The sequence below is a fragment of the Moritella sp. JT01 genome, from assembly GCF_001574435.1.
Classification (GTDB): Bacteria; Pseudomonadota; Gammaproteobacteria; order Enterobacterales; family Moritellaceae; genus Moritella.
On sequence record NZ_LOCN01000033.1, the window covers coordinates 701 to 12,694 of the forward strand.

The 11,994-nt window shown below is 42.4% G+C and carries 13 protein-coding genes; 6 read left to right on the forward strand and 7 right to left on the reverse strand.

Annotated features, from left to right (window positions below):
- The coding region (locus AKG98_RS22555; RefSeq protein WP_198155577.1) for a helix-turn-helix domain-containing protein at positions 1–257 on the reverse strand (257 nt) is incomplete at its 3' end.
- A gap of 100 nt (positions 258–357) precedes the next feature.
- Here AKG98_RS22555 and AKG98_RS20185 point away from each other — a divergent pair.
- Positions 358–804, forward strand: a complete 447-nt coding sequence (locus AKG98_RS20185; protein ID WP_157534182.1) for a hypothetical protein — start codon at positions 358–360, stop codon at positions 802–804.
- A gap of 9 nt (positions 805–813) precedes the next feature.
- The gene (locus AKG98_RS20190) at positions 814–1,155 is read left to right on the forward strand and encodes a hypothetical protein (RefSeq protein WP_067050398.1); all 342 of its coding nucleotides are present in this window, start codon (positions 814–816) and stop codon (positions 1,153–1,155) included.
- Positions 1,156–1,226: 71 nt separating this feature from the next.
- Here the strand turns inward: AKG98_RS20190 and nhaD are convergent, their stop codons facing one another.
- The gene (gene nhaD / locus AKG98_RS20195; RefSeq protein WP_067050401.1) at positions 1,227–2,666 is read right to left on the reverse strand and encodes a sodium:proton antiporter NhaD; all 1,440 of its coding nucleotides are present in this window, start codon (positions 2,664–2,666) and stop codon (positions 1,227–1,229) included.
- A gap of 221 nt (positions 2,667–2,887) precedes the next feature.
- Here nhaD and AKG98_RS20200 point away from each other — a divergent pair, with 221 nt between their 5' ends.
- Positions 2,888–4,144, forward strand: a complete 1,257-nt coding sequence (locus AKG98_RS20200; protein ID WP_067050566.1) for a mechanosensitive ion channel family protein — start codon at positions 2,888–2,890, stop codon at positions 4,142–4,144.
- Between the two features lie 155 nt (positions 4,145–4,299).
- Here AKG98_RS20200 and rluB read toward each other — a convergent pair whose 3' ends face one another.
- The 5 genes from rluB to AKG98_RS20225 all read right to left on the reverse strand — a co-directional run bounded on the left by rluB (position 4,300) and on the right by AKG98_RS20225 (position 8,327).
- Positions 4,300–5,307 (reverse strand): 23S rRNA pseudouridine(2605) synthase RluB, encoded by a 1,008-nt coding sequence (gene rluB / locus AKG98_RS20205; RefSeq protein ID WP_067050404.1) that lies wholly within the window; start codon positions 5,305–5,307, stop codon positions 4,300–4,302.
- Between the two features lie 91 nt (positions 5,308–5,398).
- Positions 5,399–5,965: an SMC-Scp complex subunit ScpB gene (gene scpB / locus AKG98_RS20210; protein WP_369814940.1), complete on the reverse strand. Its 567-nt coding sequence runs from the start codon at positions 5,963–5,965 to the stop codon at positions 5,399–5,401.
- 15 nt (positions 5,966–5,980) lie between these two features.
- Positions 5,981–6,766, reverse strand: coding sequence for a ScpA family protein (locus AKG98_RS20215; protein WP_067050410.1), 786 nt, complete (start codon positions 6,764–6,766; stop codon positions 5,981–5,983).
- 3 nt (positions 6,767–6,769) lie between these two features.
- Positions 6,770–7,390, reverse strand: coding sequence for an L-threonylcarbamoyladenylate synthase (locus tag AKG98_RS20220; protein ID WP_067050413.1), 621 nt, complete (start codon positions 7,388–7,390; stop codon positions 6,770–6,772).
- 64 nt (positions 7,391–7,454) lie between these two features.
- A complete protein-coding gene (locus AKG98_RS20225) occupies positions 7,455–8,327 on the reverse strand; it encodes a PHP domain-containing protein (protein WP_067050416.1) in 873 nt (290 codons plus the stop codon).
- A 344-nt stretch (positions 8,328–8,671) separates the two neighbouring features.
- Here AKG98_RS20225 and AKG98_RS20230 point away from each other — a divergent pair, with 344 nt between their 5' ends.
- Genes AKG98_RS20230 through trpD form a run of 3 tightly spaced genes read left to right on the forward strand, consistent with a single transcriptional unit; the run spans position 8,672 to position 11,993 of the window.
- Entirely contained in the window at positions 8,672–10,303 is a 1,632-nt protein-coding gene (locus tag AKG98_RS20230) for an anthranilate synthase component 1 (protein WP_067050419.1), read from the forward strand.
- Between the two features lie 10 nt (positions 10,304–10,313).
- Positions 10,314–10,898: an aminodeoxychorismate/anthranilate synthase component II gene (locus tag AKG98_RS20235; protein ID WP_067050422.1), complete on the forward strand. Its 585-nt coding sequence runs from the start codon at positions 10,314–10,316 to the stop codon at positions 10,896–10,898.
- A gap of 24 nt (positions 10,899–10,922) precedes the next feature.
- Positions 10,923–11,993, forward strand: coding sequence for an anthranilate phosphoribosyltransferase (gene trpD, locus AKG98_RS20240; protein WP_083544029.1), 1,071 nt, complete (start codon positions 10,923–10,925; stop codon positions 11,991–11,993).
- The last annotated feature ends 1 nt before the right edge of the window (position 11,994 follow it).

An 11,994-nucleotide genomic window follows, 5' to 3' on the forward strand; every position in this document is an offset into this window, starting at 1 on the left:
TTATCGAGATGCTTTAGTGATTGTTGCAATGGCACGCTAGAAACAGCTTTCAACCATGAGAAGTTGGGATTTTTTTTTAGTTGAGTGAGGTTTTTACTCCAATCGTTATAATTGGTTTTATTACCCAATTCGTATTGCGCTTTAGAGAAGCCAAGCGCTGAATTGTAAGCGAAACGAACACAACCAAATGTATGAGCAAGTATTGTTACCTGCTCATTGTTTGGGTAGAATCTGTATTTATACGCAATAAGTTTCAATTTTCAGCACCTTACATGACTGTATTTATATACAGCACTAAGTTCTAAACTTAGACTCTATGTGTAAATATGTCAATATTAGTAATAAAAAAAGTGCTTATTGCTACGCAATAATGACTTACATCACCGCCCTAAAGGACAGTGTTTTTCGTCAAAGGTGATAAATTTAACCAATACTCAAGAAGTGACTAAATTAAAAAACTTAGGTAAAGGGATAACATTCGCAGGTAATGGTTTACTTGTATTAGATGCCGGATTCAGAGTCAACAAAGTACTTGATGCAAAAGAAAATGGCGCTGATTGGCAAAAAAATATGGTACAAGAAACAGCAGGATTTGGATTTGGTGGTGCCTTAGGGATTTTTGTAGGAGAAGGCGCTGTTGGTATTGCAAGTGTTTTTCTCGCAAGTACCCCCCTTGGATGGGCAATAATGATTGGGATTGGGTTAGGTGCCGGTTATTACGCATCAAAAGCTGGGGACTCTTTAGGTCAGGCTATTTCAGGTGCTGTATATGATACCAGTTCGAAAATAAGATGGTTTAATTAAGGAATTTAAATGTATAACTTGTTGTTAATTAGTGGTGGGGTAACATTTTTATTTTTTATCATTTCATGGATTGTTTTTTATCAAATGTCTGTTCGCTTTATCGAATCTGAAATAGTAAAAGAAGGTGGGATTCTCCCCCCCCGACGACCAATCGGTTCGATTGCAGTACACTATGCCATGGTGCTTCTTCTTCCTGTAAATATAATTCACAGGCAAGCTTTTGTCGATGGTGTATCAGCTCGGCGCTTGTCTAGAAAAAAAGATCGAATACTAGCAATCATTCTATTTATATCATCAATACTATATATAGTTGCTAGTACATTTTTCTATTTTTTATATGATACGGAATAGAATATTTATATTAGAGCAGAGCTCACCGCGCAATCAAATTGCGCGGTGAACTCTGTGTTTAGACCTGATAATTAAAACAACGCATCATTCAGCCATAAATGGCAAAGAATCGAAGCGATGTAACCCAGGGCAATGACTGGCGCCCAGCGTAAGTGACCCGCAAAAGTATACAGTCCACGTGCTTGACCCATCAGCGCCACACCAGCAGCTGAACCAATAGACAGTAAACTACCGCCCACGCCCGCTGTTAAGGTCACTAATAACCATTGGCCCAAAGACATATCAGGTTCCATGCTTAGTACCGCAAACATCACCGGAATATTATCAACAACCGCAGACAAGAGACCGACTACAACATTGGCTACAGTGGTATCCCACGTGCCGTACATAATGCCAGAAGCCAGGCTGAGGTAACCCATAAAGCCTAAACCACCCACACACATGATCACGCCGTAGAAGAATAACAAAGTATCCCATTCGGCTTTCGCAACTTTATTAAATACATCAAATGGCACGACGCCACCAAGCTGTTCTAAGGCTTTTGCGTCGTTAGCAAGTTCTGCTTTTGCACGTTTACGCTCTAACGAGATAGGCAGCGTTTTACGCAGGAAGTAACCGAAAAATTGCAGATAACCCAGACCTGTCATCATGCCTAATACTGGTGGCATGTGTAACACGCTGTGTGCAGCTACCGCAGATGCAACTGTCAGTAGGAATAACAAGACGATACGCTTCGCACCACGTTTGGTATGCACGATTTCTTGTACACCAGATAACTTGGCGTTTTTAGGAATGAAGAACGTCATGATCGTAGCTGGTACAATGAAGTTAACCACAGATGGTAAGAATAACGCAGCGAATTCATTAAATTCGACCATGCCCTTTTGCCATACCATTAAGGTTGTAATATCACCAAATGGACTGAACGCACCACCCGCATTCGCGGCAACAACGATATTAATACAAGCAAGGTTAATAAACTTTTTGTCTTCCCCTGCAACTTTCATTACCACCGCACACATAAGCAGTGCCGTGGTTAAGTTATCGGCAATCGGCGAAATAAAGAATGCGAGAATACCCGTTAACCAAAATAAGCCCCTAAGATCGAGACCTTTACCTAACATCCAACTGCGTAATGCATCAAATAACTGACGTTCTTCCATCGCATTGATGTAAGTCATCGCAACCAGTAAGAACAGCAATAGTTCGGCATACTCTAACAGATTATGTCTAAATGCGGCCTCGGCGACATCTGACATGCCTAAGCTAGCATAGTGCCAACCAATGAGAGCCCAAATAATACCCGCAGCCACGAGGACAGGTTTTGATTTTCGTAAATGTAAGTGCTCTTCCGCCATAACCAGCAAGTATGCGCAGGTAAAGATAATTACAGCAAAATAGCCTATTCTGGACGCAGTAAGATCAACAATTTCTCCACCGCCACCTGATGCAAACGCAAACGTTGCTGGTGCTAGTCCAAATAAGATAACTAAAATAAGCTTCATTGCCATGTTATGTGCCTTCCCTCTCGAAATGATAAAAACTTGTGTAATGTATGTTATAAAACTGTTTTTAGCTATTGGCAATATCACTTTTAGCGAACTAATGGTAATTTTTATGTTCTTCATCAATGAAGAAATGCAGGATAGAAGAGGAATTTGATAATAGTTATTGCTAATCATTAAGCATAATGAATATCATACCGTTTTATTACCGTAGTAGGATAATGACATTGGATAAAGAACTAAGGTTAATGATTTCACAATGGCTCTCAGAGAGCGACACGTTAAATAACACAGGGGCAAATACTTACAACCTAATACTACTCGTATTATGTTTGAGTCTAGCGGCGATATCTTATGTAATTGTGAAACGTGTCGTAATTAAAGCAATGAAAGTCATTTCAGCTCGCTCCAAAGCGACTTGGGATGATAAATTTGTTGCCCATGGTGTCTTAGAGAAGTTCGCATTATTAGTACCGCTACTGGTTATTGAGCTACTGCTACCGCTGTTCTCTGTATGGTCTCCGTTTGTTTCCGATATTCTTGGTCGCCTTCTTACTGCTTTGTTAGTGATTTTATTTATACGCGCGATTTATGCTGTATTGAATGCTATTGCACAGATAGCCGATGAGCACAAAGCAACACAACGCTTACCCATCACTAGCTTTATTCAATTAATTAAACTGTTTTTATTTTTTATAACAGCCATTATTACTGTCTCGATTTTATCCAACCAAACACCAATTTATTTCTTAAGTGGCTTGGGTGTAGCGACTGGTTTCATCATGCTGATATTCAAAGATACCATTTTAGGTTTTGTCGCCGGTATTCAGTTAGCCACGAACCAAATGGTCACTAAGGGCGATTGGATCCAAATGGATAAATACGGTGCAGACGGGACCGTTGAAGAAGTCTCACTGACCACAGTTAAAGTACGTAACTTTGATAAAACCATTACCATGCTACCTGCCTATGCCTTGGTGTCTGACGCGTTTAAAAACTGGCGGGGTATGACTGAATCAGGCGGCCGTCGAATCAAGCGTAGTCTCTTTATTGATATTCAAAGTATCGGGTTTTTAACTAAAGATGAGTTACAACGCCTTAGCAAGATTCATTTATTAAAAAACTACCTTGCGGATAAAAGCTTTGATATCAATACTTTTAATCTCGATTTCAATGAAGACGAGCAAGCGGTGAATAGCCGTGGCCTGACCAATATAGGTACATTCCGCGCATACTTGTTAGCTTACTTACAACAGCATCCCAAAATACGTAAAGACATGACATTATTGGTGAGACAATTAGCACCAACAACACAAGGTATGCCAATCGAGATCTATATCTTCACCGATGAAACACGTTGGGCTTTTTATGAAAACATACAAGCAGATATCTTTGATCATATCTTCTCGGTATTACCTGCATTTGGCCTACACGCCTTTCAGCAACCCAGTGGCAATGATATACAGTCAATCTTGAAGCAATAGAAGCGACAAAGGTGGATCATCACATCAGTAGTTAAGCAGTGTCAGTTGCAGGCATAAAAAAACGCGTTACCCCAATGCCGATTACAGGCAGGGATAACGCGTTAGCAGTAAAATCTATTCTCTTATAACCAGAGCGTTGTACTTAAAACATGTAATTAGATACGAGTACGTTTTTTCGCTTTAGGGCCTCGCTGCTGTTTAGCAGGGCCTTTCTTACCTTTGTGGATCGGTATACCAGAACCCGTAGGCTTAGTACGACTTTTACCACGAGGTTCATTGGTTTCTTCAATTTCTTTACCCAATCGACCGCTTTTAGTCGGCTTTTGACGTGCGTCATTATTTTTCAATGAACGACGGATACGGCCTTGACGAATACGTGTCTCTTTACGCTCTAAACTACGTGCAGTTGTTTCTGGATCTAATGAAACAAGGGTACGTAAATAGTTGATTTCTTCAAGTGCTAACTCAGACCAACCGCCACGAGGTAAACGACGATCAAGTACTAATGAACCATAACGGATACGGATAAGACGACTTACCTGAATACCTTGAGATTCCCATAAACGACGTACTTCACGGTTACGACCTTCACTCAATAATACGTTGTACCATTGGTTAAGACCTTCACCACCCGTACCGGCAACAACACCTTTAATTTTTTGGAACTTAGCAGGACCATCTTCTAACTCAACACCCATACGCAGGTTTTGAATGATTTTTGGTGTTACTTCACCAAAGATACGACAAGAGTATTCACGTTCTACTTCGTGACTCGGGTGCATTAAACGGTTTGCTAGCTCACCATCTGTCGTAAATAATAATAGACCCGATGTATTGATATCTAGACGACCAATCGCGATCCAACGACCACTCTTAAGTGGCGGCAGACGATCAAATACAGTCTTACGACCTTCTGGATCTTTACGCGTACATAACTCACCTTCAGGTTTATGGTATGCAAGAATACGACATACAGCGTCTTCTTCCTTGACCACGCTTACCGGGTTACCGTCTAAACGTATTTTATCCACTTCTTCAACACGGCTACCTAATGTAACCATTTCACCATTAACGCTGACACGGCCTTCTGCGATCACAGCTTCCATCTCACGACGGGAACCTAAACCAGCACGTGCTAGTACTTTCTGTAGTTTTTCACTCATCAGTTTTCCTAAATATTAAGTTACGATCTTATTTCGCAATTATAAAATGTTGTATGTTTTAGATATCTAACAGTTTTCTTTGTTGAACCCGTTAAATATCTAACAGTGTTTCTTCGTCCATGGCGGCTAATTTAGCCAATAACGCTTCGTCCAATGGGGGTAACTCTTGAATACTTTTAATGCCAAAGTAATCCAAGAATTGGGTCGTTGTCGCATACAAAGCCGGCCTACCCGGTACTTCTTTGCGGCCAATCACTTTGATCCATTCGCGCTCTTCAAGCGTATGGATCGTTTGGCTGCTCACAGCGACCCCACGAACTGCTTCAATGTCACCCCGACTCACGGGTTGACGATAAGCAATCAGTGCTAATGTTTCTAATGTCGCACGCGAATATTTTGTCGGTTTATCTTGCAACATACGTTGCAACCAAGGTGTTAAATATGAACGCGCTTGAAAGCGATAACCACTGGCGACTTCCACCAGCTCTATACCTTTATCATGATAATCGGCACTTATCTCGGCAATATAGGCGGTCACTTGCTGACGGCTTAAATCATCATCGCCAAGTACATCACGGCATAAAGCCGCTAATGATAACGGTTTCTTCGCAACAAAAATAGCCGCTTCAATAATCTGTTTATAAGGTGTTGTATTCACACTCAGGTCTCACACTTATTCGGCTAAACTTAAGTATATCTCACCCAAAGGATTATTCTGGATAAGGCTAATTAAAGACTCTTTAAGTAACTCGAGGATCGCCAGAAAACTCACCACAATACCGCGTCGACCTTCTTTAAGATCGAGTACTTGATGGAAAGTTCGCACTTTACCATCTTGCAGTAATGCCAATATATGGGTCATCTTTTCACGTGTGGTTAATACTTCACGTTGGATCTGATGACGCTCGAAGTGTTCTGCTTTCTTCAGTAATTTTTGCAGATTATACGCCAAGTCACGCAGAGATACTTCAGCTAATAACGGGGTTGTCGTAATATTTTCTGGCAGTTCGGCGTTAGCAACAAAAATATCGCGCTGGATCCTTGGGTGATTATCCAAATTTTCTGCCGCGTTCTTAAAGATTTCATATTCTTGTAGCTGTCGGATCAGCACGAGACGTGGATCGTCCAACTCTTCTTCTGCCACCACTAATTTAGGGAGCAGTAACCGTGATTTAATTTCAGCTAACAGGGCTGCCATGACCAAATACTCACCGGCAAGTTCAATTTTCAACGTAGTCATCAGATCCACGTATTCCATGTATTGCGCGGTGATTTGTTGCATCGGTAGCTGCAAAATATCGAGTTTTTGCTTTTTGATTAAATACAGCAATAAATCTAACGGTCCTTCAAATGCGTCTAAGAATACACTCAGCGCATCTGGCGGAATAAACAAATCCTTGGGGACTTTACGTAATAACTCGCCATTAACCTTGGCAATCGCAGTGCTAGACTCTACCACTGGTTACACGAAAGAAGATGCATCACCGGCACCTTGACGAAGAATAACGGCATCACCTTCCGAATAATCAATAACCGTTGTCGCTTGCTCGCCTAAGTAGCCACCATTGATGATGAGTTCCACTTGGTTTTCAAGTTGGTCTCGGATCGCTTCTGGATCAAACTCTGCACCTTCGTTACCCGGTAAGATTAACGACGTCGACATCATAGGTTCACCGAGCGCATCTAATAATGCTAACGCAATTGTGTTGTCTGGCACACGAATACCGATTGTTTTACGCTTAGGGTTCACTAAACGACGCGGCACTTCTTTGGTCCCTTTAAAAATAAACGTGAACGGACCTGGAGTATTATTTTTAAGCGCGCGATAAGCTTGATTATCAACGCGTGCGTACAGTGATAATTCCGATAAATCACGACACAACAAGGTAAAGTCATGGTCTTTATCTAACTTACGGATCTTACAAATACGCTCTAACGCCGTTTTATCACCAATATGACAGCCTAGCGCATAGCCAGAATCTGTTGGATAGATGATCACACCGCCGTTACGTAAAATAGCAACCGCCTGACTGATTAAACGCGTTTGCGGATTATCAGGGTGCACATAGAAAAATTGACTCATAAATTATTACTCCTTCACTGTTTAATGACCATCGCTGACACATCTTAATTACCACTTGGTAAACTTAAGCGCCTTGCTCCACTGCAGAGGCAGGCTTCGCATCACCTTCAGGCCAAGACGACCACACAGGGGTACAATCTTTAGGGATATATAAATTTCGACCTAATTCAGTCCAGCTGCTTGGTCGATGAAAATCAGAGCCAACAGACCCTGCTAAATTATAATCGCGACTATAACTGGCCAACAGGGTGCGCTCGGTAATACCTTGTTGTGGTTGTCCCACTTCTAGGGCATCACCACCCGCTTCTTCGAAGGCAGCTAATAATCTTTTAAACCATTTAGTTGACAGTTTATACTGCAGCGGATGAGCCAGTACAGCTTGCCCACCGGATTGATGTATTATTTCTATCGTTTGTTCAATTGTTGCCCAGTTGGGTGGCACATAACCAGTTTTACCCTTAGCTAAGAAGCGTTTAAATACATTTTGAAAGGTATTCTCAACGCCTTGCTCAACCAAATATTTGGCAAAGTGACTACGGGTAATACTGGCATCACCCGCAAGCGCTTTAGCGCCTTCATACGCACCAACAATACGTGCTTTAGCTAAACGATTACCCATTTCAACCGCGCGTTCTTCACGCTTACTTCGCTGCTCAGCTAAAAATGCCTGCAGTTCCGGATTTTCTAGGTCAACATTTAGGCCAACGACATGAATCTCATGGTTTTGCCAATTAGTTGAAACTTCAACGCCATTGATCAAAGTAATAGGCAATGCATGCGCAGCAATCGTATCATGCGCTTCTTGCAAGCCATTAGTGGTATCGTGATCGGTAATAGCGAACACATCAACACGATGTTCAACCGCGCGTTGAACTAATTCAGCTGGAGTTAAAGATCCATCAGAGGCAGTGGTATGAGAATGTAGATCGTAAATCATAAAATAGAGTATATCCAGCGATAAAAAGTCAGAAAAGGCATAATAAGGCCCCATTATAAGTTTTATTTAACAATTTCACACAAAAATTAATAAATGTATTGACAGTAATAGCCCTAACCGCCTAAGTTTAACCTACTTAGATAACTTTATGGCTCAAACGCAATGCAAAATATTACAAACCAAACAATCAGTTGGTGGTGGCACATCCCTCTCTAAACGGGCATGTGATTTTGTGATATCTGCAGTAAATGTAAATCTACAAAAAATAACAAACATTAAAGCCCGTTTCATTGAAACGGGCTTTTTTATTGGAAATTTGGACACACTAAAGCAAGGAAAGTGCGATGACGCAACTATTAGCGCCAGGAAAATTACATTCGATTCAGCAAGGTTGCCCTCATATTGACGATCCCCTTGCCTTCTATCGCCACATGTATCGCCCAAGCGGTAACAGCCTATTATTAGAATCGGCTGATATAGTCACCAAAACCGCACTGCAAAGTTTAATTTTGCTCGATGCCGCCGTTAAGATCGCCTGTTTTGGACGTACAGTTGAATTCACCGCGTTAACCTTGAATGGCGAGAACCTTTTGCCCTTCTTAGCCGATGAATTTAAAGCCAAACTTGGCAACGATGCCATTACCGCTCAGAGCCATAACAAACTCGCACTAACATTCGCCGCGACTGACGATAGTCTTGATGAAGATTCACGCTTACAGTCATCATCACCTTTCGATGCTTTACGTACCATTATCAACCGCGTCATTCCAGAAACACCTTTTCATGAAGCATTATTTCTCGGTGGCTGTTTTGCCTATGACATGATTGCCAGTGTTGAAGAATTACCAAGTGTGCCGGATGGCGTCAATATCTGTCCTGATTTTGTATTCTATATTGCCGAAACCTTAATTGTGATTGATCGCCAAACCCAACAATCAAAATTAATCGGTAGTGTCTTTGGTGGTGAACACTTTGCCACTGCACTTAACGAAACAGAAGCAAAATTAGCCCGTATCCAAACGGAATGTGCGACAGTCTTAGCCGCAATACCAGAGTCTAAAGCAGCAGCACTAACAATCAAGGTTGATATTAGTGACAGTGAGTTCTGCGCGACAGTTGAAGATTTAAAAGACTACATCCGTAAAGGTGATATTTTCCAAGTTGTACCGTCACGTTGCTTTAGCTTACCTTGTCCAGATTCGTTAGCCGCTTATGCCAAACTAAAACAAACGAACGCAAGTCCGTACATGTTCTACCTAAACGATTCTGACTTTGTGTTATTTGGTGCATCGCCAGAAAGTGCATTGAAATATGATGCGCAAACTAATGATGTAGAAATTTATCCGATTGCCGGTACTCGTCGTCGTGGTTTCCGTGCCGATGGCTCTATTTGCCCCGACTTAGATGGCCGTATCGAATTAGAATTGCGCCAAGACAAGAAAGAAACTGCCGAACACATCATGCTGGTTGATTTAGCGCGTAATGACGTAGCCCGTATTAGTCAGCCGGGTACACGTTATGTGGCTAACTTATTAAACGTTGATCGTTACAGCTACGTCATGCACTTAGTGTCTCGCGTAAAAGGAAAACTACGTAATGACCTTGATGCCCTGCATGCATACCAAGCGTGTATGAACATGGGGACGTTAGTTGGCGCACCTAAGATCCGCGCCGCGGAACTGGTTCGTCAAGTAGAACAACAACGCCGTGGTAGTTATGGTGGTGCCGTTGGTTACCTGACTGGTGATGGTACGATGGATACCTGTATTGTAATTCGCTCTGCATTTGTTAAAGATGGGACTGCGTATGTACAAGCTGGTGCGGGTGTGGTTTACGACTCAAACCCACAAGCTGAAGCCGAAGAAACCCGCAGTAAAGCAGCCGCTGTATTAAACGCCGTTGCCCTCGCACAAGGTTCATCATTAGCTGCCATCATGAAGGCAGAAGCTAACTCAACAACTAACAACGCCAAGTAACGGAGGCAACATGAACAATACTTTATTTTTATTAGACAACTTTGACTCTTTTACTTACAACCTCGTGGATCAATTCCGTAGCCTAGGACATGAGGTTAAAATTTACCGTAACAGTATTAGTGCCGAAGCGATTAAACAGCAAATAGACCAATGTGAAAACAACCCTGTTGTGGTGCTTTCGCCGGGCCCAGGTAATCCATCAGAAGCCGGTTGTTTGTTGGAACTAATCCGCTTATGCCGCGGGCAATATCCTATGATTGGCATTTGTTTAGGACACCAAGCACTGGTACAACAGTATGGTGGCGTAGTTGGCCGTGCAGAAGAGATCATGCATGGTAAAGCCTCATCGATTAACCATGATGGTAAGTTAATGTTTGCCGGTTTAAGTCAGCCGTTACCTGTTGCACGCTATCATTCATTAGTCGCAACAGAAGTACCGAGCAGCTTAACCGTTAATGCTGAATTTAACGGTATGCCAATGGCAATTATTCAACCAGAAGATAAAGTAATTGGTTTTCAATTTCATCCAGAATCAATATTAACCAGTGAAGGCGCCGAGCTGTTAAAAAACACCCTAGCATGGGCAACAGCATAGGTAACAAGCCCTAAGGAGTAGGTCATGGCAGAATCAAACATCGTACCGGAAAAAGTAGTATCGGAAAACACGGCACCAGCAACAATCACCGCGATTCTAGAAAAATTATACGCAAACCAAGTACTGACTCTTGAAGAATCAGAAACCGTGTTTACGGCAGTGGTACGAGGTGAAATGGACCCTATCGTACTTTCGTCAGTGTTAACTGCATTAAAAATACGCGGTGAACAGCCAGATGAGATTGCGGGTGCAGCGCAAGCATTACTCGCAGCAGCGACACCCTTCCCTGCTGTAGAAGGCCTACATGCCGATTGCTGTGGTACCGGTGGCGATAACATGAATACCATTAATATCTCAACAACAGCTGCGTTTGTCGCTGCTGCTTGTGGGTTAAAAATGACTAAACATGGTAACCGCAGCGTATCAAGTAAATCAGGCTCGTCAGACTTATTGGAAGCATTTGGTATTAATTTAACCCAAACCCCAGAGCAAGCAAAAGCCTGCCTTGATGAATTGGGTATTTGCTTTTTATTCGCACCGCAATACCACGCCGGTATTCGCCATGCGATGCCTGTACGCCAAGCCCTTAAAACCCGCACCATCTTTAATGTGCTAGGTCCTCTGCTCAATCCGACTCGCCCACAAGTACAGCTAATGGGTGTATATGATGAATGTTTAATTCGCCCAATCGCCGAAACCATGGATAAACTCGGTGTGCAGCGTGCGTTAGTCGTACACGGTAGTGGTTTAGATGAAGTCGCCCTACACGGTGAAACTAAAGTTGCCGAGTTAAATAATGGCATGATCACTGAATTCACAGTGAGCCCTGCCGATTTTGGTGTTGAACGTTATGACGTAGCCGAACTACGCGGCGGTGATGCAGCTGAAAATAAAGTCATTATCGAACGCCTCTTATCTGGTCACGGTACTGACGCACAAAAAGCCGCAGTAGCAATCAACGTATCGGCATTATTAGTGGTAGCAGAAATAGCCACAGACTTCAAACACGGTACTAAATTAGCAATGGCGGCAATTGATGATGGCCGTGCATTAGCCTTAATCCACCAGCTAGCAGTCAAAAGTCAGCAAATTTAGT

Bases quoted from the DNA above. Each gene is read 5' to 3' on its own strand.
- AKG98_RS20190 (WP_067050398.1), top strand. From the start codon at position 814: ATGTATAACTTGTTGTTAATTAGTGGTGGGGTAACATTTTTATTTTTT.
- nhaD (WP_067050401.1), bottom strand. From the start codon at position 2,666: ATGGCAATGAAGCTTATTTTAGTTATCTTATTTGGACTAGCACCAGCA.
- rluB (WP_067050404.1), bottom strand. From the start codon at position 5,307: ATGAGTGAAAAACTACAGAAAGTACTAGCACGTGCTGGTTTAGGTTCC.
- AKG98_RS20220 (WP_067050413.1), bottom strand. From the start codon at position 7,390: ATGAGTCAATTTTTCTATGTGCACCCTGATAATCCGCAAACGCGTTTA.
- AKG98_RS20225 (WP_067050416.1), bottom strand. From the start codon at position 8,327: ATGATTTACGATCTACATTCTCATACCACTGCCTCTGATGGATCTTTA.
- AKG98_RS20230 (WP_067050419.1), top strand. From the start codon at position 8,672: ATGACGCAACTATTAGCGCCAGGAAAATTACATTCGATTCAGCAAGGT.
- AKG98_RS20235 (WP_067050422.1), top strand. From the start codon at position 10,314: ATGAACAATACTTTATTTTTATTAGACAACTTTGACTCTTTTACTTAC.
- trpD (WP_083544029.1), top strand. From the start codon at position 10,923: ATGGCAGAATCAAACATCGTACCGGAAAAAGTAGTATCGGAAAACACG.